Here is a 23,244-nt window from a genome sequence, read left to right on the forward strand (position 1 = left end):
TCTGTTCACATTATTTCTGCAAACTTTGATGAGGTAAAGTTATGACTTTTTTCACAAATGCAGGTTACAAAATTTTAAAAGCCTGTGTTAATCAAAGTGAAGGGATGCATCCAAGGATATTTTGTCGCCGATGGTTTGGGTTAGAAGATGTTCAAGAAGATGGCAGACTTCGCTTTACAGAAACCCAGATTATAGCCATAGAATCAGAACATGGCTATCGAGAGAAATGTGTCAATTTAATTGCCAAAATATTAAAGATTAAACCTAATACAGTTCAACGATGGGGAAAAGGAGTCGAATTTAGCAACCTCCCTTCAGACAAGCGACATCAATATGAAACCTATCTTCGTTATGTCGATATGCTGAGAGTGTTAAGTGCAAATTTAGCTAGACACGATGAAACCTTAGTAATAAAGCTGCTAAATAGCTCAACCAAATCAGTACCAAAAAATAATCTAGAGTCTTTCGATTTCAAAGTCTCAGAAAAATCTGAAATCCTCGTTTAAACAACAGCCCCTTAAAAGGGAGAATTTTGATTCCAGTTCCCTCCCCTTTATAAGGCTACGGTGTACACACAAGTCTGATCATCTTATCCACATCGTTTTGATCCCCCCTAACCCCCCTTAAAAAGGGGGGAACTAGAGTCAAAGTCCCCCAATTTATCGGGGGATTTAGGGGGATCAAGCCACATTTTGCACTCAGCACAGAGATGTGTGTACACCGTAGCCTTTATAAGGGGAGGATTAGGGTGGGGTAACAGTCTAATACTCAACACAGCATCCTTCCTTCTCCCTGTGTCTTCTGCGCCTCCACATCGACATTAAAAAATTAACTTTGAAAAGAGTTTTAGCCTTTTAAAATATCCTCTAACAGCCGTAATAACAACAACATTTAAATATCAACTAAAAACAGAGGTCATTCATGCAAATTCACTTAATTGGTCATGCTTCTCTATTTATTGAAACCAAGGATTGCAAGATTCTTATGGATCCACTCTTATGGAATCCTGGAATCAGCGAAGGGATGCAAGATATTTGCCCCAAACGTCAAGTCATTCACGATCAAATCCCTGAATTTGATATCTTAGTTATTTCTCACAAACATATAGATCACTTCAATATTCGCTCTTTGGCTAATTTACCCAAGCATATAGATGTCCTAATTCCCAAAGACGAATTCATGAAAACTTGCCTGCAAAAATTGGGCTACCGTCACATCTATTCCCTTAAAGATTTTAATGAGGTACGAATTGGCTCAACTCGTCTAGTTGCGACTCGTTCAGAAAATCGTGTTCCTGAATATGGGATGATCTTTGCCGATTCTGATGGGGTATTCTGGAATCAAGTCGATTCAGATGTTACAGCTCAAACAATTAGTGAAGTCAAGTCCCGCTATCCTCAAATTGACTTTTTGTTAGCTCCTTGGCAACCATTATTACAAATTCAATATCAAAATAATGAACATGTTATTTTCCCCTACGATATTTATAGTAAACTACTCAAAGTTATCGTTTTAGTCGCACCAAAAGCAATTGCTCCAGGCGCTAATGGGTTCAAACAGATTAATGCTTCATCTTGGCTAAATCAGATCGTTTTTCCTGTAACGCGAGAGCAATTCTGTCACGATGTCAAACAGGCATATCCTACTATTGGAGATCAAATATTTACCTTTGATCCAGGAGATGTTATCACCTTGAACAATGGTGAAGTCAGCTATTCACCACAAAAGTCAACCTTTGTGAAAAAACTAGCCGATGATAGTGATAGCTTGTACTTCTCACCCGTCAATACCGATAGCAAACTCATTGACGACAATCCAGAGGGATATGATATTGAAGAGATGAGAAGCGTCATTAAGGAAGAAATATGCGTTCACCTTCCCCAATTCTTCAATGACAAGAAAGATTCTTTGTTTATGCAATATGGCTACTGGAAAGCCATTTATCAGCTAGAAGTTATCTTCCCCACTAATTCTGATGCTTGGTATTTTGATTTCAGCGAACATTCCATCCAATGCCGACGAGGGAAGAATCCTTTAGCAAACGTTTTTACTTTAATCGCTGCCTCCAGCTTCTATGGGCTGTTGAAAGGTATGAAGGGATGGGATTATGCGAATTTTGGTGGTTATTACCGTTGTTTTAATAAAGTTTATCAAGCTACTCCCTACGGCATTATCAGGCCATTCGACGGTTTCAAGGAGGGAGTTCCAGACCCTCTCAGCCTCAAATTTCCTTACAAGCAAGTCTATGAACAGGTTCGCTTTTATGAAATTGAAAAATGGGGTCAAGCTAATGACGATCAAATTATCCACCCAAATAGCCAAAATCCAATGGTTATTATTGGCAATACTCTGATTAAACCCCAGCAGAAAGTTCAGTGCATTTAAAACACAGACACTTTTTAAAGCACGCAAACAAGTCCTAAAAACCTATTTTTGTAGGGTGTGTTATGCCGTAGGCTAACGCACCATCCTAGATTTTTGATGCGTTAAGACTAATGTCCATAACGCACCTCACCAGATTCAAGCTAATGAGGTAAATAATGCAAATTCACTTACTCGGTCATGCTTCTCTATTTGTTGAAACCCAGGATTGTAAGATTCTGATGGATCCAATTCTCTGGGATTCTCATTGCGAAGGAATAGAAGATATTTGTCCCAAACGTCAAATCCTTCATGACCAAATTCCTGAATTTGATATCCTGGTTATTTCTCACCAGCACACAGATCATTTTGATATTCGCTCTTTAGCTAATCTACCTAAATATGTAGATGTCCTGATTCCTAAAGACAAATTAATAGAAACTTGCCTACGCAAATTAGGCTACCGTCACATTTACTCTCTTAAAGATTTTAATGAAGTACGAATTGGCTCAACTCGTCTAGTTACCACTCGTTCAGAAAATCGCGTTCCTGAATATGGCATGATTTTTGCCGACTCTGATGGGGTATTTTGGAATCAAGTTGATTCGGCTGTTAATAGTGAGACAATTGCTAAAGTCAAGTCTCGCTATGCCCAGATAGACTTTCTTTTATCTGGCTGGCAACCGATGCTAGAAACTCAATATCAACAAAATCAAAATACCTGTTTTCCATACACTGAGTATAGTCATCTGCTCAAACTTATTGCTTTAATTGCACCAAAAGCCATTGCTCCAGGTGCCAATGGATTCAAATTCATCAACGGCTCTTCTTGGCTCAATCAGATTGTTTTTCCTGTCACACGAGAGCAATTCTGTCGAGATGTGCAACAAGCATATCCTACTATTGGAGATCGAATATTTACCTTCGATCCAGGGGATGTTATCACCTTGAAAAATGGTGAAGTTAGCTATTCCTCACAAAAGTCATCTTTTGTCAAAAAGCTAGCTGATGATTACGATAGCTTGTACTTCTCACCCGTCAATATTGACAGCAAACTCATTGACGATAATCCAGAAGAATATGACATTGAAGAGATGAAAAGTTTGATTGAAGAAGAAATATGCGTTCACCTTCCGCAATTCTTCAATGATAAAAAAGATTCTTTATTAATGGATTATGCCTACTGGAAAGTAGTCTATCAGCTAGAAGTAGTCTTTCCTGACTGCTCTCAGGCTTGGTATTTCGATTTTAGCAAAGATCCAATCGAATCTCGGCAGGGGAAAAATCCTTTAGCCAATGTCTTTAGCTCCATCGCTGCTTCCAGTTTCTACGGGCTATTGAAAGGCATTAAAGGGTGGGATTGGACTAATATGGGTGGCTACTACCGTTGTTTTCACAAAGTTTATCAAGCTACTCCTTATGGCATTATTAAGCCACTTGACTCTTCCAACGAAACAGTTCCAGACCCTCTGCACCTGAAATTTCCCTACAAAGAAATCTATGAGCAAATTCGCTTTTATGAAATTGAAAAATGGGGTCAAGTCAATGACGATCAAATCATGCACAAAAATAGTGAAAATCCGATGGTTATCATTGGCAATACTTTAATTAAACCCCAGCATCAAGAGATAATACTCAGGTGAATAAGTAGGTAGGCATAATTAAACATAAAATAATATCCTGGTTCGTAGTGAGCTATTCATCGCTCAAAACAAGGATTATCAGGACTAAAGTCCCGACTACGAACTTTAATTTATTTGCACCTACCTACTTAATAAATTAGACTTTTACAACATCCTCTCAATCAACAATGTATGTTTTTACTGTTTGTGAAAAACATCTTGGCAATTCATTACTAAAATTTTCCACCAATGCAAATAATTCAGACTCCATATTATTCCCTGAGAGCTAAAACTTTCAATCCTGACTATCTTAATTTACTGCAAATGGAAATACTCTCTTCTCCCTACTTAGCTGAGAGTCAATTAAGCAATGATTTTGCAGGAACTAGAGGGTTCTCAATTGTTTTTCAAGGCTCAGAAGTTAATCAAGTCAAAGAACACTTCCCTTACTTACAATCTTATTTAGATACTGTTTTATTACCTACATGCAATGCCTTTTATCTCAACCCTTTAATCATACGAGGAGGAGGACGTATAAAGCCACACGTCGATTCTAGTATTTCTGGATATTGTCAACCTAATACTATCCCAAAATTCGTTAGCGTTCTCTACATCCGAGTGCCATCTGATATGAAGGGAGGAGAATTAGTTTTGCTCAAAGAAGGAGTTATAGTAGGTGAAATTCAACCTCAAGCAAATACGTTGCTGTATTTTCAAGGTCACATGAAACATTCAGTTAATAGAGTAGAAGCTTCCCAGGATAGGATTAGTCTGGTTTGCGAGCAATATATTTTAAACGAAACTCTGCTTCAGAAAATACCAAAGTTTAAAATAGAATCTGGAGTCTATAGGGAGATTTCACCATTGGAATAAAAGCGGACTATGAGAGAGCGTTGGAAGTAACAATATCTTCTAATAAATAGTCATATAACTACTCTAAATCTAGATTAGAGGTGTTCGAGTGAACATCTCTATTTTTTTAATCAACAGTCCATATAAATTATTTAAATCCTAAAAATAATACTGTAAGTGATACACAAATATATAGAATTAAACAAGTAAAATTAATATTATACAAATAACAGTTTCTTGAAAAAGAAACTATCTAATAATTCCAAGCCAAATCCAATATCAAGGAGTAAAATCATGTCAAAAGAAGCAGTAATTAAACTAATCGAAGCGGCTGAAAGTAACCCAACTTTGCTTAAGCAACTTCATAGCGCTCAAGGCCCAGAAACAGTATTGGCAATTGGTGCAGAAAGAGGTTTTCAATTTAGCGAAGCGGAACTAGTAGCTGTGATGCAAGAAAAGCAACTTTCTTTTGCCTCTGAAGAGTTGTCTGAAGCACAGTTAGAAGCTGTAGTTGGCGGTAAAGGAAAGAAAACTACTAATAACGATTACAGCAAGAATATTCAGTATGGAATTCAGCCATAAGGTAATTATCTTTTAAGATAAATTCACCCACAATTACGCTGAATAAGTCAAAGAGATGTTCAACTGAATGTCTCTTTTTTTTATATTAAAGCCAAGTATATAAATTTCTGGTCATTAAAAAAATACTGTAATTCATACACAAAAATATGTCATTAAATAATGAAATCTACTATTGTATAAACATCAGCTTTTCCAAAAACAACATCAGAATTATAGGAGTGAAATAATGTCAAAAGAAGCAGTCATCAAACTAATCGAAGCGGCTGAAAGCAACCCAACTTTGCTTAAGCAACTTCATAGCGCTCAAGGCCCAGAAACAGTATTGGCAATTGGTGCAGAAAGAGGTTTTCAATTTAGTGAAGCAGAACTAGTAGCTGTGATGCAAGAGAAGCAACTTTCTTTTGCCTCTGAAGAGTTGTCTGAGGCACAGTTAGAAGCTGTAGTTGGTGGCAAAGGAAAGAAAACTACTAATAACGATTACAGCAAGAATATTCAGTATGGAATTCAGCCATAAGGTAATTATCTTTTAAGATAAATTCACCCACAATTACGCTGAATAAGTCAAAGAGATGTTCAACCGAACGTCTCTTTTTTTATATCAAAGTCAAGTTTAAAAATAACACTGTAAATCATACATAAAAAGCTTTAATTGACTGTTTAAAATTACTATTGTATAAACATTAGTTCTTCCAAGAAAAACAATTTCCTAATTCTAGGAGTAAAATCATGTCAAAAGAATCAGTCATCAAACTAATTGAATCTGCCGAGAACGACCAAAACTTGCTTAAGCAACTCTATAGCGCTCAAGGGCCAGAAAGTATCTTAGCTATTGCATCTACACGAGGCTATCAATTTAGCGAAGAAGAACTATTGTCGGTCATGCAGGAGAGACAGCTTTCTTTTACCACTGATGTTTTGTCTGGTGAAGAATTAGAGGCTATAGCTGGTGGTAAGGGTGATGTTAAAGCTACATACAATGATGCTAGTAAAACTTTGTATTTTCCACAAAAGAAAAAGTAGATTTAAAGCATAGAGTTTGTGTTTTAGACGAGAGTTTCAACGGAGCGGCAATTTTTGCAAATTTAAGACCAACTTTTTGCCGCTCCAGCAACTGAAAACGCAACTTTATAGAATATGAGAACAGCATGTTGTATACCATAGCTCGTCTTCAAAATTTTGGCTGTGCATTTCTTTATAGCGCACTGACTTATCCTCTTTATCGTTCTCGCTTACAAAGTCTAACCATAGAGGGAAATACAATAGCCATTGGTGCATCTGTTTCAGATAAGCCTGTTGGTTTAGCTTTGGCTGAGATATTAGGAGATGGTTCGGCAAAGTTGCTTTCTATTTTTGTAGAGTCAAACTATCGACGTTTGGGAATTGGTACAGCTTTAGTGAATACCTTAGAAGAAGAGTTAATTTTAAGATATTGCAGGAGTATTGAAATAATTTATATAGCCGATCAATCGACTACTCTAGCATTAGAATGTCTGCTTAAAAAGTGTAATTGGCCATCTGCAAAACCTCGGATGCTACTTTGTAAGACAACGACAGATGATATGACTAATGCGCCTTGGATGAAGTTATCCAGGCTACCTGCTTCTTATGAAATTTTCCCTTGGGTGGAAATTACTCCCCAAGAGCGCCTTGCCTTGAAAAAGCAACAAGAAGAAAAGCAGTGGATGGCATCAGATGCAATTCCTTTTGATTACGAACAGGATTTAGAACCTATAAATAGTATAGGATTACGCTACAAAGGAGAGGTTGTTGGCTGGCTTATTACTCATCGTACTGCTCCTGACACTATCCGCTACACCTGTAGCTATGTCAGACCAGATATTCAGAAAATGGGTCGAATTATTCCTTTATATATCAGAGCAACTCAACTTCAAATGGAAGCTGGAATTAGTAAAGGAACTTGGACTGTTTCTCTGATGCATACCTCTATGATTGCTTTTGTTAAAAAGCACATGGAACCATATCTGATCTCTCTTGAACAGTCTATGGAATCATCTAAATTACTACGTTATTCATAAATTAAAAAAGTAATTGCCCTGGCGAATGAAATAGAGCCTCCGGCACGCTGCGCGAACGCGGCTATACAGACAAAACCTACCTCCGTGGATTTCAAATTTTTGGAGTTCGCATGGTGCGAGAAGCGGATGAAAGTTTGTGTAACCGCGATTTCTAATTGATGGGTGTATTTGCAAAGGTGAAATGCTACATTTTTCATCAGTCAAATCTGTGCATCTTCAAACATAAATAATAATAGTATAAATAACGCGAATTTTCACAAATCAGATATTATTCGTGTTTTTTGATAAAACTCAAAAAGGTAATTTTAACTATTTAAAATTACCTTTTTATATGCTTTGGTTGGTGCGTTAGATTGCAAAATTTAGATGGCTAGAGCGAAAAAAGCGCTAGATAATTATAGGACTCCTTTCTGATTTATGAACAATATTTCAGATAAAACCCTAATGAAACGGGCTTTTCAGTCTCAGGATGTTTTCAAAAATCAAATCGGAGTTCTATATATAGCATTCCTAAATCATGAATGAGAAATAATAAAGGCTGAAAAGCTTATTAAAACTTGCTTTTAGCTTTTGTAAATTCTCACAAATTAGATAGGATTACTATAGTATATCTAGTCTTATTTTACAGTACCAATTCTCCAGTTGCCTACAGAACCTTTGAAACCATTGAAATCTGGTTTACCATCTTTGGTGGGAAACTTTATACTGATCAAGTTCTTACCACCAGCGATTTGCTTGAGGTCTTCTTCTGAAAGTTCCGCAGTAATGATGATTTCTTCGTTGTTGTTAGACATTGTTTTATCCTATTTAATCAGTGAATATGACAACAAAAAACAAATGAACAAAAAATATTTAGCTTACTGTTTATTTGTCGCAGCTTTTTTCCTGTTCTTGCCTTTGTTGATTTAATATTAATATCCACTCCAGGAATAAATCAATTCACTATTTTTAGCTAATAGTGATATTTACTTATAATTAGAACTATTGATATTGCAATTTTATTTCAAACTTAAAAAGTGCAGTTTTTCATAAAAATTCTTCCTTGTGGACAAATATTGTTTTCTATATACTGACTACAGGTTATTTCTAAGTTATTTCTTGACGGCAAAATTATAATATTAGGTATTCATGAGCGTTTCACAGAAAGAAAATGAAAAGAATCAACTTTTCCGCCAGGAGTCTTTAGAGCGTTTATCTTCTCCTGAAAGACTAGACCAACTAATGCGCGTAGTCGATCCTAAAAGTTGGATACCACTAGCTACTTTGGGTTCTTTATCAATAGTTGCTTTAGTTTGGAGTATTTTTGGACGTATTCCTATTACAGTCGATGGGGTTGGAGTCCTAGTTTATCCTAGTACTGTTGTTCCTCTCCAGTCAAAATCTTCGGGGCAATTGGTAGATTTAAAAATCAAACAAGGAGATATAGTCAAAAAGGGAGATATATTAGCAACAATCGATCAAGTTGATCTCCGCGAACAGCTACAGCTTGCACGAGGAAAGTTAGAACAGTTACAAATGCAACACGGACAAGCCAAGTTACTTCAACTCAAGCGCAGAGATGGGGAAATAAAGACGATTGAAGAACAACGTCAAACTCTACAGCAAAGACTGCAAATGATGAAGAATTTGACTCCTCTTTTAAAAGAGAAAGGGTTGATGTCAATTCGGATTGAGCGTGAGAATCAAACAACACACTTGGAAACACTTCAAGGGCTAATTCCTACGTTTAAAACTAGATTGGAAAATCGCCAGATGCTTTTTAAGGAAGGGGCAATTCCTGATGATACATTGCTACAATCTCGCCAAGAATATTTAAATAATATGGCTAGCATCGATGAAGCTAAATCTCAGTTGAAGCAACTCGATGTCAAGGAAGCAGAGGCTATACAACAATATTTATCAAATCTGAATGAAATCAAAAATGTTCAAAGTCAATTACAAGAACTGGATAGTAAGCAAACTACTTTAGCTCAACAAGATTTAGAAACTTCGACGGGTCGGAAAAGAGAAATGCAAGATGTTCATAGAGAAGTTACACGACTTGAACAACAAATAAAGAGTAACAGTCAAATTGTCAGCCCACATTCGGGGCGAATTCTCGAAGTCACTATTAATCCAGGGCAAGTTATTCAGGAAGGAACTCGCATTGCCAATATTAATACGGAAAATCGACCAGAAAAGCTAGTGGGCATCACTTATTTTCCCGTTGAAAATGGCAAAAAAATTCAATCGGGGATGAAGATTCAAATCACGCCCCAAACTGTTAAGCGAGAACGTTTTGGTGGCATTGTCGGCACAGTTACGGATGTCTCTCCGTTTCCCATCACCACTGAGGCGGCTGCTAATGTAGTGGGCAATCCGCAAATAATTGCGGGGCTAGTTTCTGAAAAGCAACCGGTAGTGATTCAAGTATCTGCAACTCTAGAGCCGGATTCTCAGACTTTTAGTAATTATAAATGGTCTTCATCTCAAGGGCCAAAAATGACTATTTCTGCGGGAACTACGACATCTGTGCGAGTCAAGGTAGAAGAAAGAGCGCCAATTACTTTTGTCTTTCCGATTCTGAGGTCTATCAGTGGTATCTACTAATCCGACACTCACAACACCAATTAATCTTGGGCAGTACTTGCAACAACTGCTGTGGAAAGGCCGTAAGCGAGTAAAAACTCCGACACTTTTACAAATGGAGGCAGTGGAGTGTGGGGCCGCAGCATTGGGAATTATTTTAAGTCACTATGGTCGGATTGTTCCTCTGCCTGAGTTACGCCAAGAATGCGGAGTTTCTCGTGATGGTAGTAAAGCTTCTAATGTACTCAAAGCAGCAAGAAGTTATGGACTTGAAGCTAAGGGACTAAAACGAGACTTGGGACAATTACAAGAGCTAAATCTTCCTTATATTGTGTTTTGGCAATTTAACCACTTTCTGGTGTTGGAGGGATTTAGTAGACAGCGAGTTTATCTCAATGACCCTGCTAGTGGGCCGCGAACGGTATCTTTAGATGAGTTTGATGAGGGATATACCGGAGTCGTACTGGTTATGGAACCAGGGACAGAGTTTGTCAAAGGTGGTCGCAAAGCTAACACGCTATTTTCGTTGCGATCGCGCCTAAAAGGTGCTGTTGCTGCTCTACTCTATTGTACAGTAGCAGGTTTCTTTCTTACCCTGGCTGGGTTGGTGGAACCTGTATTTAGTCAAGTGTTTGTCGATGAAATCTTAATTGAGGGAAGACAGGCTTGGCTACGTCCGCTACTTCTGGGGATGGCAATTACCGCAGTTTTTCAAGGAGGACTAACGCTATTACGATTACGATACTTGCGTCGCTTGAAAATTAAGCTATCTGTAGGGATGTCTGGTAGCTTTCTCTGGCATATTCTCCGCTTACCGATGAGTTTTTATGCTCAAAGATTTGCTGGAGAAATTAGCGATCGCACTCGTCTTAATGACCAAGTTGCAGATGTTCTCTCAGGACATCTGGCCACTACTGTAATTGATACAGTTATGGTAATTTTCTACATCCTGGTCATGTTTCAATACGATCAAATACTGACTTCTATTGTAGTCGGTTTTGCTGCCATTAATATCCTCACCTTGCGTTGGATTTCTCGCCAACGCATAGATGCAAGTCAGAGGTTGATGCAAGAATACGGTAAAGCGGCTGGTGCATCCATTGCCGGACTGCAATATATTGAAACCTTGAAAGCATCAGGAGTAGAGTCAGATTTCTTCTCGAAATGGTCTGGTTACTACACGAAAGCTATTAATTCTCAGCAGGAATTGGGAGTTGCTAACCAAATTTTTTCGGGCTTACCTGTGTTGTTGACTTCTATATCATCAGCTTTATTGCTGGCGATCGGTGGTTGGCGAGTCATAGAGGGAAATCTCAGCATTGGAATGCTGATTGCTTTTCAAGCGATCGTCCAAAATTTTGAACTGCCTGTTAATAATCTGGTTGGTTTTGCTGGTACTCTTCAAGAATTAGAAGGGAATTTAATTCGTTTGGATGATGTGTTAAATAATCCAATTGACACACAGATAGAAAATAGAAATAATTCGTTGTTATCTGTACAACATAATCAAAATATAGCTCGTCTTCAAGGATATATCGAATTACGCAACTTGACCTTTGGTTATAGCCGTTTAGACTCTCCCTTAATCGAAAATTTTAACTTATCAGTTCAACCAGGGCAACGAGTGGCTTTAGTTGGTGGCAGTGGTTCTGGGAAATCAACTATTGCTAAACTTGTAACAGGACTCTACGAATCTTGGTCAGGAGAAATTCGCTTTGATGGTCAATTAAGAGAAGAAATCCCACAGGAAATATTGACTAATTCAATCGCTCTAGTTGAGCAAGATATTCTCCTATTTTCGGGAACTGTAAAGGATAATTTGACTTTATGGGACACTACAGTTCCAGACAAAAATTTAAGGCAAGCTTGCCAAGATGCTGCTATTGAAGATGTAGTAAACTCTCTGGCTGGAGCATATAATTCTGAATTGATGGAAGGAGGGGCAAATTTAAGTGGTGGACAACGGCAACGCCTGGAAATTGCTCGCGCCTTGGCGCAGAATCCTTCGATTCTAGTTATGGACGAAGCTACTAGCGCTTTGGATGCAGAGGCGGAAAAGATTATCGATCAAAATCTGCGTCGTCGTGGTTGCACTTGTCTAATTGTTGCTCATCGCTTGAGTACTATCCGTGATTGTGATGAAATTGTGGTTTTAGAAAGCGGCAAAGTAGTGCAAAGAGGGACTCATGAAGAGTTGTGGCAAGTAGAAGGGGTATACTCGCGGCTGATTAGAAGTGAAGGAGAAGCTATTGAGGAGATGTCTAATGGTTAACCAAATTAGCGATCGCCACTTTCAAGGACAAGTATATCCTCTTAATGGCAATGAACCAATTTTACTCAATGACCCCCAAACGATTTGGATAGTTGAGTCTGGCTCTATAGCGCTGTTTGCTGTCACCGTCAAAAATGGCATAGTTGTAGGGACTCGCCGTTATCTTTTCAGTAGCGACGCTGGAGAAGCACTGTTTGGCACTGCTTCTAAGCACGGCTTAACTGACTGCCAGATATTGGCGATACCGATGGGAAAAGCAGAGTTACTGAAGGTGGAACGCGAATGTTTCCGGGAATTAGTCGCTAATGCAGATATTAATGTTGTGGCATTGGTGGAAGGATGGTTGCGGAAATTTGATGCAACACTTTTCTCTGCCGTCATACCTGCAATTCAAGTGAAGGCATCAGGACAAGAACGATTTTCGCTCATCGACGGTCAAACTCTGCAACCAAAATCAAATACAATCCTGTGGATACAAGTTCAAGAAGGAGTTTTATACTGTCTGGGAATAAAAGAACTTACCCTGACACCACAAAAAGGAATACTGCCCTTCACTTCTGCTATGTGGATAGAAGCAGATGGTGCTATTCAAGTAGCGACAGAAATCACCAGTTCGCTACGGAATGCAGATATCTTACTTTCTGGACTATCTCTGTTTCATCAGCAGTTTCTTTTTTGGAATCATCTGAGGGAACAAGAAGAACGCACTGAAGAATTACAGCGACTAAAAGCACGCGAAAACCTGAATCGGCAGGTGACGGCAGAAGCATTGGGAGAGCTAGCATCGTCATTGATGCCCCCAAAAGCTGACTTTTTTCAGGAAGGCATACCCCTGTTAGTGGCTGCTGGAGCAGTTGGTAAGGCCCTGGGGATGAAAATTTCTGCTCCTGGTAAATCAGAAGACCTGAAGCGGCTTGCAGAACCTTTGGAAGCGATCGCCAGAGCTTCACGCTTACGGATGCGGCAAGTTTTACTCCGGGATAAATGGTGGCAACAAGATTGCGGCCCTTTAGTAGGATATATTCAAAAAGATGAAGACACTGATCCAGTGGCATTGCTGCCTATTTCTGCAAATCGCTACGAACTCTACGATCCAATTGCCCAAACCCGCATCCCCATCAATGCAGAGATTGCCGCTACAGTAGTTCCAGTTGCATATATGTTTTATCGGTCTTTTCCCGATAAAGCTCTTTCTGTTTTTGATGTGGTTAAATTCGCCCTCTCCGGCCGTAGTAAAGACCTGTTGATTATTCTTTTTGCGGGTGTGAGCGTGACTTTACTGGGAATGCTTGTGCCCCAAGCTACTGCGATTTTGATTGACAATGCAATTCCCGATAGCGATCGCAATTCTTTAATGCAAGTTGGTTTAGGATTGGTAGTTGCAGCTTTTGCAACCGCCCTATTCCGCTTGGTTCAAGGATTTGCCCTACTGCGATTGGAAACTGGTTCTGATGCATCTACCCAGGCTGCTATGTGGGATCGGCTGTTGAATTTACCTGTATCCTTTTTTCGCCAATACACCACCGGAGATTTGCTATCTCGCACCAACTCTGTCAGCCAAATACGTCGTCAGCTAGGCGGGACAATTTTAATCCAGCTGATTACCAGTTTGTTTGCTTTCCTAAATTTAGGACTTTTATTCTACTACAGTGCGGAATTATCGCTAATTGCTGTTGCCATAGCGATCGTAACCATTGCTGTCACTACGATTTCTGGAATGATTCTGGTTCGGAAAGTGCATCCCCTACTAGAAATCGAAGGAAATATCTTTGGGCAAGTTGTAGAGTTAATCAACGGTATATCTAAACTCCGAGTTGCTGGTGCCCAAAAGCGCGGTTTTGCCTTCTGGAGTAAAAATTACAGTCGGCAAATAAAGCTCGAACTTAGCACTCAACAAGTTGAAGATGCTGTGGCTGTGTTCAACACAATCATGCCAACCCTCACTTCTGGGATACTTTTTTGGTTTACAGTCCAGCTACTAATGAAAGCTGAAATGAATGGCGCAGCCGGACTGAGTATTGGGACTTTTCTAGCATTCAACAGTGCTTTTGGCACATTTGTTGGCGGTGCGACAGGGATGAGCAACACGGTGACAGATATTTTACAAGTTATTCCCCAATGGAAACGCGCTCAACCCATTGTCCAGATGTTGCCCGAAGTGGAACAGAACAAGGCAGATCCGGGTAAACTTATGGGAAGAATTGCTATAGATCGCGTTTCTTTCCGCTACCGCAAAGATGGCGCTCTGATTTTAGAAGACGTTAATATTAATGCTGAACCAGGAGAATTTATTGCACTGGTGGGAGGTTCGGGTAGTGGTAAATCTACGATATTTCGATTACTACTAGGTTTTGAGACACCTGAAGAGGGCAGCATTTTTTATGATGGCCAGGACTTATCAGGATTAGATGTGAGTGCTGTCCGCCGACAGTTAGGGGTAGTTTTGCAGAATGGCAAAATTATGTCCAATTCGATTTTTGAGAATCTGGCGGGTGGTGCTAGGATTACCTTGGATGAAGCTTGGGAAGCATCTCGGATGGCTGGGTTTGCAGATGACATAGATGCGATGCCGATGGGAATGCATACCGTCATCAGTGAGGGAGGTGGTAATCTCTCTGGAGGACAGCGACAACGACTTTTGATTGCTAAAGCCTTAGTATTAAAACCTCGGATTTTGCTGTTTGACGAGGCAACCAGTGCCTTAGATAATCGAACCCAAGCAATTGTTAGTGAAAGTTTAGATAAATTGCAAGTCACTCGGATTGTCATTGCCCATAGACTAAGTACAATTCGCAATGCTCATCGGATCTATGTACTGCAAGCAGGTAAAGTTATACAGCAAGGAAGTTTTGACGAGCTAGCTTTTAGAGAAGGGCTATTTGCTCAATTGATGCAACGACAGATGGCTTAACTCATATCTTGCACCTGGAAATTTGAATGTCAATTCCTTGACTAAGTGCCAGTTGGCATCACCGTGCCAAAACGGGAAAATTGTACGCTTTGGCTAAGAGGATGAATGAACAAGTCCTCTTGTTGGTAGCAAAACATTCTAGATCCCCCTAAATCCCCCGATAAATTGGGGGACTTTGACTCCGGTTCCCCCCTTTTTTAAGGGGGGTTAGCGCGGTCTTGGGGTCTCCCCAAGTGGAGCGACTGGCGTGGGTTAGGGGGGATCAAAGTGACTTTAGTCACAGCAAAATACTTGTTCATTCAACCTCTAAGAGTGCGATTCGTTAGCTCTAAAAAAGAATCAAAGTAAGTTACATAAAAATGTAGAAGAAATATTCAAAATGGCTATAGCTAAAGGGGTGCGATCGCAGATCCCATACCAAGGTAAACTCAGAGTCAAGTGAAAAGTGGCTGTGAAAAAGCGTTGGTCAAGTTTTACCAGTATTGGGAAACTTACCAGGAACTTGGCATCATTGCTTGGTAGCATTCAGTAGCGATCGCCTACCCTTGATTGCTAGTATCCCAGGATTCGAGAGCGTTCATTTATTCTCAGGGTTTACCAATCCTTTGGTAATCATACCACCTTTGGCAAAGCGCTTTGCTAATTTTGCATCTGGCAAAGAAGATGAAATTATTATCCAGCTATCTCTTCATCACTGACAATAATTTCACAATTTTAAGCTTAACAAAGATTAATATTGTAAAGTTATTTTTTTGTTACAAAAATCATATATTTTGTATCAAGGGTAACTTTTTACTAGTAAACTATCGCACTATCATCACACTTTAAAGTTTGATATTGTCAGCTTTTTATTAAGTTGCTTAATTCATCAAGAGTAAAATTCAATACAAGATATGAGAAGACAATTTAAGAGACGCAAGTTTTTAATCTACGGTTCTCTAACTTTTGGAAGCAGCTTTTTTATCAAGGCTTGTGCGAATAATTCTCCAACTACTACAGAGAGTACAGTCGCACCTCCTGCTGCAACTCCTGCTGCGGCTAGTGCTGGTAACACCATCAAAGTAGGTATTTTGCACTCTCTGAGTGGCACAATGGCTATTAGTGAAAAAAGCGTTGTCGATGCTGAAAAATTAGCAATCAAGGAAATTAACGCTGCTGGTGGTGTCTTAGGTAAACAAATTGAAGCAATTACCGAAGATGGTGCTTCTAACTGGGATACTTTTAGGGAAAAGGCAACTAAGCTAATCGATCAAGATCAAGTTGCCGTAGTTTTTGGTTGTTGGACTTCTGCTAGCCGCAAGAATGTTAAGCCTGTATTCGAGAGCAAAAATCACCTGCTCTGGTATCCTGTACAGTATGAAGGACAAGAGTGTTCTAAAAATATTTTCTACACTGGTGCTGCACCAAATCAACAAATTGAACCGTCTGTTGATTGGTTGTTGAAAAACAAGGGTAAAGAATTCTTTTTAGTGGGTTCTGACTACGTTTTTCCCCGCACTGCTAACACAATTATTAAAGCCCAATTAGAAGCTTTAGGCGGGAAAACAGTTGGTGAGGATTATTTACCTCTTGGCAACACAGAAGTTACACCTATCATTACGAAAATAAAACAAAATTTGCCTAATGGTGGCGTGATTTACAACACCCTAAATGGTGATAGTAATGTCGCTTTCTTCAAACAATTAAAAGGGGCTGGATTGACACCAGAAAAATATCCCTCTATGTCTGTAAGTATTGCCGAAGAAGAAGTCAAAGCCATCGGTGTAGAGTATCTCAAAGGTCACTATGCTGCTTGGAACTATTTCCAAACAGTAGACACACCTGCTAATAAGAAATTTGTTGCAGCTTTCAAGAAAGAGTATGGTGAAAATCGGGTAACAAATGACCCAATGGAAGCAGCGTATATTGCAGTTTATTTGTGGAAGCAAGCAGTAGAAAAAGCTGGGACTACAGACATAGCGAAAGTAACTGCTGCGGCTTATGGTCAAACTCTAGATGCACCTGAAGGTAAAGTGACAATGGGTGCTAATCATCACATATCCAAAATTGTGCGGATTGGTCAAGTTAGGCAAGATGGTTTGTTTGATATTGTTTATGCTACTCCGACAGCAGTTGAACCAGTTCCTTGGAATCAATTTGTAAAAGAGACTAAGGGATTTGCTTGTGATTGGTCTGATCCTGCTAAAGGTGGTAAATACAAGAAAGTTTAAATAATTTGTCAATCGTAATTAATTACCGATTACGAACTCTCAGAAATAGTAGGGTGTGTTATGGCTTTCGCCTAACGCACCATAAGATTATTCTAAATAGCGCTGAGAACTAGGGGAAAAGTGTTAACAGGATTTTTAGAAGCTATATTTAATGGCATTAGTATTGGCGCTGTATTATTAATTGCGGCGTTGGGACTAGCCATTATATTTGGATTGATGGGTGTCATCAATATGGCACATGGTGAGTTGATGATGTTTGGGGCTTATACAACATTTGTTGTGCAAAATGTCTGTAAGCAATTGGGCGGAGTATGGTTTGAAGTCTATATATTTTTGGCTTTGATTATTGCTTTTATATTCACGGCTGCTGTGGGATTAATTCTAGAGAAAGGCGTGATTCGCTATCTCTATGGACGACCATTAGAAACTCTCTTGGCAACTTGGGGAGTAAGTTTAATTTTTCAGCAGTTGGTTCGCAGCGTCAATTGGGTCTTGGTAATTGGCATATCTATATTTTCTCTATTGTTTTTTGGAGGTTTAGGGATTTTGAATTCCCGCACAGATTTGGGAAGGGTTCGTAACTGGATTGTGACGGTGATATTTTTATTATCGCTGGGGGTGACAATCACAACGGTAAATTTATTGAGTCAAAATTATCAGCTAGCAGTAACTCAACCTTGGTTTGGCGCTCAAAATGTGGATGTAACAGCACCTACTTGGTTACAAGCGGGGATATCTTTAGGTGGTGTGCAATTGCCTTTTGCTAGGTTATTTATTATCGCTTTAACAATAATCTGTGTGGCAGGAATTTATTTATTTTTACAACGTTCTAGCTGGGGTTTAAGAATTCGGGCTGTAACTCAAAACCGAAGCATGAGTGCTTGTTTGGGTATTCCAACTCAAAAGGTTGATGCGATTACTTTTGCACTGGGTTCTGGTTTAGCTGGTGTGGCTGGATGTGCGATTAGTTTACTCGGTTCGGTGGGGCCGAATACGGGACAAAACTATATTATTGATACTTTTATGGTTGTCGTTGTTGGGGGGGTGGGCAATTTAACTGGGACTGTTGTGGCTGCGTTGGGTATTGGTACGGCTAATTTTTTAATTGGTTCTGGGACTTTGGCTTTGTTGTTTACTCCTGTGAAGCCTTTGGCAGATTTGTTTACTTTTTTTGCGACGACGAGTATGGCGAAGGTGATGGTATTTGCACTGATTATTGTGTTTTTGCAGTGGAAGCCTGGGGGGATTTTTCCGCAGAAGGGACGTACTGTTGATGTTTAAACGAACCGCAGAGACGCAGAGGGCGCAGAGAATGAGGAGGAGGGGAGGAGGGTTGTTAATTGAGGTGGGGATGGTGGTTGCGATCGCACTTTTCCTTATAATTGTTATGCCACTGTTGCTTACGGAGTTTCGCCTGAATTTGTTGGGGCGATTTTTGTCGCTGGCGATCGTGGCTTTGGGTATTGATTTGATTTGGGGTTATACTGGTTTATTAAGTTTGGGACATGGTATTTTCTTTGGTTTGGGTGGATATGCGATCGCAATGTACCTAAAACTGCAAGTCCCGACTGGTGAATTGCCTGATTTTATGTTGCTCTATGGGGTTACGGAACTTCCCGCTTTTTGGCAACCTTTTTATTCGTTTCCTTTGACAATAGCTGCTGTGGTACTAATTCCTGGGTTATTGGCGGGATTGTTGGGATATTTGGTTTTCCGAAATCGCCTTAAGGGTGTTTATTTTTCTATCTTGACTCAAGCGGGAACTATTGTATTTTTTAATTTCTTTAACGGTCAACAACAATTTTTCAACGGCACAAACGGACTGATAGATTTTACAACTTTGTTTGGGGCAACGGTCAGCGATGCCAAAACGCAGTTTGTTTTCTATACCCTAACGGTAGTGTTTCTCGCAGCCACCTACGGCATTTGTCGCTGGTTGACAACTGGACGCTTTGGCAGATTGTTGATAGCGATTCGTGATGATGAAAGTCGGGTACGATTTTCTGGCTATGACCCTACAGATTTTAAGGTGTTGGTGTTTGCAGTTTCAGGTGCGATCGCAGGGATAGCAGGAGCATTCTACACTATTCAAAGTGGTTCAGTATCACCCAGAGCAATGGATATTGCTTTTTCCATTGAAATGGTGATTTGGGTAGCTGTAGGGGGACGCGCTACTTTAATTGGCGCAATTGTCGGAACTTTGTTAGTAAATTATGCCCGCACTTTTTTAAGCGAACAATTTGCTGAAATCTGGCTATTTTTCCAAGGCGCACTATTTTTGATAGTCGTCACAGTGCTTCCTGACGGCATCGTGGGATGGTTCCGTAGTCAGAATATTTCTCTTTTCAACCGCCGTCAAGAAATTTCTACATATCCCACCTTGGAAGAAGACCCCGAAGTGCAACATGAACGCGAAAATATTGGAAACTGAAAACGTAACTGTGAGTTTTGACGGTTTTAAGGCTTTAAATCAGCTTAATTTTAGTATGGATGTGGGTGAATTACGAGTAGTAATTGGCCCCAATGGTGCGGGAAAGACAACATTCCTAGATGTAATTACGGGGAAAGTTCAGCCAACCGTTGGGCGAGTTTTATTCAAAGGAAGAAATCTGCGTTCTTTACCTGAATATAAAATTGCCCGATTGGGAATTGGGCGTAAGTTTCAAACACCCCGAATTTACTTAAATTTAACACCCCGCGAAAATCTGGAAATTACCAGTAATAAAAAGAAAAATGTCTTTTCTACTTTGTTTGAACGTTCTAATGCTGTTGAAAAGAATAATATTAAAGGATTGTTGGAAACTATCGGTTTAACGCCAAAAGCTGATATAAAAGCCGCTTTACTTTCTCACGGAGAAAAGCAACGTTTAGAAATTGGGATGTTAGTAGCACAGTCTCCAGATTTGTTACTCGTTGATGAACCAGTTGCAGGTTTAACAGATGAAGAAACCTATAACATTGGCGAACTACTTTTAGCACTAGCGCAGAGTCATTCAATTTTAGTAATTGAACACGATATGGAGTTTGTGCGTCAAATTGCCCGAAAAGTAACAGTGTTACATGAAGGTTCCGTGCTGTGTGAAGGGAATTTTGAGGAAGTGCAAAATGACTCTCGTGTGATTGAGGTTTATTTGGGAAAACAAGAAGAATAAACTGGGGACTGGGGATTAGGGACTGGGCATCAGTGAGAGGTTAAGATAATGGCACAATTGTCAAGAAGGTGCAGGAAAAGGCGATAAATCTAGCTTTTAAACGAGTAATAAAATGGACTTCTTGGTTAATAAGCTGTTGCAAGAATTGGAAGTGATAAAAACCTCTGTCAAGTAAAATCAGAGTTTTAGCACTGAAGACTTCGCATCAGGTGCGATGGTTGAGGGCGTGCGGTTTACAAATCCTTTGATAGATTGAAAAAGATCCCCAACTTCTCTAAGAAGTCGAGGATCTGAAGTTTTCGAGCGATGCCTACGGCGGCAAAGCCTACGCAATCTTTACTTGCCGTTACCGTTACCATTACTGTGGATGACACGTTCAGCAAGCTTTTCCGGCACTTCCTGTAAATGGTCATACTCCCAGTGGAAAGAACCAACGCCGAGAGTGAGCGATCGCAATTCTACAATAAAATTCTGCATCTCTGCTTGTGGCAAGTATGCAGAAACATTATCCCAGCCTTGCCAATCGTTTCTCCCCTCATAGCCTAAAATTTGCCCCCGTCTACCACTCAACAGTTGCAGCACTTTCGAGGTAAATTCGCTAGGTGTAGTCACTTCTACCCGCAGAATTGGTTCTAATAGGGTAGGTTCCGCTTGGGGTATCCCCGTTTGCATTGCTAATCGGGCAGCTTGCTTAAAGGCTTGTTCGGAACTATCAACGTTATGATACGAACCATTAGTCAGAGTTACCGCCAAATCCACTATTGGAAAGCCCAAAGGCCCATGTGTTATAAATTCCCGCACGCCCATTTCCACGCCAGGAATATACTGTTTAGGAACCACACCGCCGACAATGGTTTCATTAAAATTAAAACCTGTACCGCGTGGCAGAGGTTTGATATCGAGAAAAACATCACCAAACTGTCCGTGACCACCGCTTTGATGCTTGTAGCGCCCATGAACTGAAGCCACTGTTTTGCTGATGGTTTCTTTGTAAGGCACTTGCGGTAAGTGGGTTGTCATCGGTAAGTTATATTTGCGGCGCAGTCTGTCTAGGGTAACTTGTAAATGAATCTCACCTTGACCCCAAAGAATAACTTCGTGAGTATCGCCATGTTGTTCCCAAGCAAGTGAGGAGTCTTCTTCTAACAACTTGGTAATGGCACTGCTGAGTTTAACTTCATCGTTGCGCTTTTCTGGTGTAATGGCGAGGGCATATACGGGTTCCAACTGTGCAGCTTTGGGTAATTCCATCGCCGATTGCTGTTCTGTGGAGATTGTATCGCCTGTCTTAATTCCTTCTAAACGGCTCAATGCGACAATTTCACCGGCGTTAGCTTGGTTAACAAACTGCTGTTGTTGTCCCATGAGGCGGTAAATTCCACCAGTACGAATCCCATTGAGGACAATACCATCAGTCAATTTGCCTCGCCAAACACGCACCAGAGAGAGTTTGCCACCTTGGGGAGTGTAGTAAGTTTTTAATACCTGCGCTAGAGGTGTATCACCTTTTAAGTTTTTTAAACGACGTTCTGCTGTAGTTTCTGGTTCTGGGGCTTCCCGTAATAAGGCTTCTAATAGAGGTCTGACACCATAATCTTGTTCTGCTACACCAAAGAAAACGGGTACTACTAAATCTGCCCCTAATTCCATTTTTAAATCTTTGAGAATTTCCTCTTGGGGTGGTTCGATATCTTCTAAAAGTTCTTCGAGTAAATGATCGTCAAAATTTGCTAAGGCTTCGAGCATTTCTGCCCGTGCTGTATGTTCTTCTTCTTTTAAACTTTCGGGGAAGGGGATGGGGTCAGCAGGTGCGCCGGGATGATATTTATATGCCTGTTCGCTCACCATATCAATAAAGCCGATGAGTTGTTCCCCGTTCATGATGGGATATTGATGCGCTACCAGGGGACGGCTAGATACTGCTTTCAGGGCGTGTAAGGTTTCTAAAACGTGAATATTTGCCCGATCCATTTTGTTGACGAAGACGAGGTGGGGAATTTCCCAATCGTCCAGGAATTTAAATAGAGGGGCAAGGGTGAGGACTCGTTCGCGGATGGGTTCGCAAACTACAATTGCTGCATCCACTCCAATTAAAGCATTGTACGTTTCTTGGGCAAATTCTACGCTTCCTGGACAGTCAATAAAAGTGAAGCAAATGCCGTTATACTCAGTGCTAGCGGCGCTGACTTCTACACTCATCTGGCGATCGCGCGATTCGCCAGCACTATCTCCTACTGTATTGCTGTCTTTAACACTGCCTTTACGAGAAATTGCCCCTGTGACAAATAACAAGCTTTCTAGTAAAGTGGTTTTTCCACTCAAATAAGGCCCAACAATTGCAATATTCCGCGAACCCGATTTTACTTTTTCGTTCATAAAACCCCCTTGCGGTAAGTCTTTTATAACCGCATGATTCCGTATATATCAAGGAATGAAGAAGAATCCAGAATGGGCTAAACCATAGCTATCCGCTAACAGGATTCATAAATCTTGACAGTAGCGAGTCCGCAAACGTCTTAAACCCATTTAGTTATCCGCCAGTCGTCCAAAATTCATTCGGAATTCTTACTCCTGGCTCCTGAATTCTATTTAATAAAAAATCGTTCTCTGGAGTCAAAATTATCCCTGCTTTAATTTGTTATTATCCTTCTTTTAATCTAAAGTTAAAAAAATGTAGC

Annotated in this window: 17 protein-coding genes and 1 pseudogene; 16 read left to right on the top strand and 2 right to left on the bottom strand. The window is 40.1% G+C overall.

The annotated features are described in order from the left end of the window. The first annotated feature begins 41 nt into the window (after positions 1–41). The 8 genes from GTQ43_RS17565 (at position 42) to GTQ43_RS17600 (ending at position 7,453) form a co-directional block, all read left to right on the top strand. The gene (locus GTQ43_RS17565; RefSeq protein WP_265274035.1) at positions 42–506 is read left to right on the top strand and encodes a hypothetical protein; all 465 of its coding nucleotides are present in this window, start codon (positions 42–44) and stop codon (positions 504–506) included. Between the two features lie 415 nt (positions 507–921). After that, positions 922–2,385 carry an MBL fold metallo-hydrolase gene (locus GTQ43_RS17570; protein WP_265274036.1) on the top strand — a complete coding sequence of 488 codons (1,464 nt, stop codon included), beginning with the start codon at positions 922–924 and terminating at the stop codon, positions 2,383–2,385. Positions 2,386–2,540: 155 nt separating this feature from the next. Continuing rightward, on the top strand, positions 2,541–4,004 hold the full coding sequence (locus GTQ43_RS17575) for an MBL fold metallo-hydrolase (protein WP_265274037.1): 1,464 nt from the start codon (positions 2,541–2,543) through the stop codon (positions 4,002–4,004). Between the two features lie 228 nt (positions 4,005–4,232). Next, a complete protein-coding gene (locus tag GTQ43_RS17580; RefSeq protein ID WP_265274038.1) occupies positions 4,233–4,856 on the top strand; it encodes a 2OG-Fe(II) oxygenase in 624 nt (207 codons plus the stop codon). A 273-nt stretch (positions 4,857–5,129) separates the two neighbouring features. Further along, positions 5,130–5,417, top strand: coding sequence for a Nif11-like leader peptide family natural product precursor (locus GTQ43_RS17585; protein ID WP_265274039.1), 288 nt, complete (start codon positions 5,130–5,132; stop codon positions 5,415–5,417). 226 nt (positions 5,418–5,643) lie between these two features. Then, positions 5,644–5,931, top strand: a complete 288-nt coding sequence (locus GTQ43_RS17590; RefSeq protein ID WP_265274039.1) for a Nif11-like leader peptide family natural product precursor — start codon at positions 5,644–5,646, stop codon at positions 5,929–5,931. Between the two features lie 212 nt (positions 5,932–6,143). Next, a complete protein-coding gene (locus tag GTQ43_RS17595) occupies positions 6,144–6,437 on the top strand; it encodes a Nif11-like leader peptide family natural product precursor (protein ID WP_265274040.1) in 294 nt (97 codons plus the stop codon). A 125-nt stretch (positions 6,438–6,562) separates the two neighbouring features. Then, positions 6,563–7,453, top strand: a complete 891-nt coding sequence (locus GTQ43_RS17600; RefSeq protein WP_265274041.1) for a GNAT family N-acetyltransferase — start codon at positions 6,563–6,565, stop codon at positions 7,451–7,453. A gap of 617 nt (positions 7,454–8,070) precedes the next feature. On the opposite strand, the gene GTQ43_RS17605 is transcribed toward GTQ43_RS17600, so the two are convergent. Then, positions 8,071–8,247, bottom strand: coding sequence for a hypothetical protein (locus GTQ43_RS17605; RefSeq protein WP_265274042.1), 177 nt, complete (start codon positions 8,245–8,247; stop codon positions 8,071–8,073). Between the two features lie 334 nt (positions 8,248–8,581). Here GTQ43_RS17605 and GTQ43_RS17610 point away from each other — a divergent pair, with 334 nt between their 5' ends. The 8 genes and pseudogenes from GTQ43_RS17610 (at position 8,582) to urtD (ending at position 20,566) form a co-directional block, all read left to right on the top strand. Beyond that, positions 8,582–10,042 (top strand): NHLP bacteriocin system secretion protein, encoded by a 1,461-nt coding sequence (locus tag GTQ43_RS17610; RefSeq protein WP_265274043.1) that lies wholly within the window; start codon positions 8,582–8,584, stop codon positions 10,040–10,042. Further along, positions 10,029–12,293, top strand: a complete 2,265-nt coding sequence (locus tag GTQ43_RS17615) for an NHLP family bacteriocin export ABC transporter peptidase/permease/ATPase subunit (protein WP_265274044.1) — start codon at positions 10,029–10,031, stop codon at positions 12,291–12,293. Before GTQ43_RS17610 ends, GTQ43_RS17615 begins: the two co-directional genes overlap by 14 nt. Beyond that, positions 12,286–15,204 carry an NHLP bacteriocin export ABC transporter permease/ATPase subunit gene (locus GTQ43_RS17620; protein ID WP_265274045.1) on the top strand — a complete coding sequence of 973 codons (2,919 nt, stop codon included), beginning with the start codon at positions 12,286–12,288 and terminating at the stop codon, positions 15,202–15,204. Before GTQ43_RS17615 ends, GTQ43_RS17620 begins: the two co-directional genes overlap by 8 nt. Positions 15,205–15,623: 419 nt before the next feature. Continuing rightward, positions 15,624–15,902 (top strand): annotated as a pseudogene (locus tag GTQ43_RS17625) (FAD-dependent oxidoreductase); the annotation flags it as partial. Positions 15,903–16,097: 195 nt separating this feature from the next. Further along, a complete protein-coding gene (gene urtA, locus GTQ43_RS17630) occupies positions 16,098–17,414 on the top strand; it encodes an urea ABC transporter substrate-binding protein (RefSeq protein ID WP_265274047.1) in 1,317 nt (438 codons plus the stop codon). A gap of 120 nt (positions 17,415–17,534) precedes the next feature. Next, a complete protein-coding gene (locus GTQ43_RS17635; RefSeq protein WP_265274049.1) occupies positions 17,535–18,695 on the top strand; it encodes an ABC transporter permease subunit in 1,161 nt (386 codons plus the stop codon). A gap of 31 nt (positions 18,696–18,726) precedes the next feature. Next, on the top strand, positions 18,727–19,845 hold the full coding sequence (gene urtC, locus GTQ43_RS17640; protein WP_265276481.1) for an urea ABC transporter permease subunit UrtC: 1,119 nt from the start codon (positions 18,727–18,729) through the stop codon (positions 19,843–19,845). Next, on the top strand, positions 19,820–20,566 hold the full coding sequence (gene urtD, locus GTQ43_RS17645) for an urea ABC transporter ATP-binding protein UrtD (protein WP_265274050.1): 747 nt from the start codon (positions 19,820–19,822) through the stop codon (positions 20,564–20,566). Before urtC ends, urtD begins: the two co-directional genes overlap by 26 nt. Positions 20,567–20,902: 336 nt before the next feature. Here urtD and GTQ43_RS17650 read toward each other — a convergent pair whose 3' ends face one another. Beyond that, on the bottom strand, positions 20,903–22,942 hold the full coding sequence (locus tag GTQ43_RS17650) for an elongation factor G (RefSeq protein ID WP_265274051.1): 2,040 nt from the start codon (positions 22,940–22,942) through the stop codon (positions 20,903–20,905). Positions 22,943–23,244: the final 302 nt, after the last annotated feature.

This window comes from Nostoc sp. KVJ3, from assembly GCF_026127265.1.
Lineage (GTDB): Bacteria > Cyanobacteriota > Cyanobacteriia > Cyanobacteriales > Nostocaceae > Nostoc.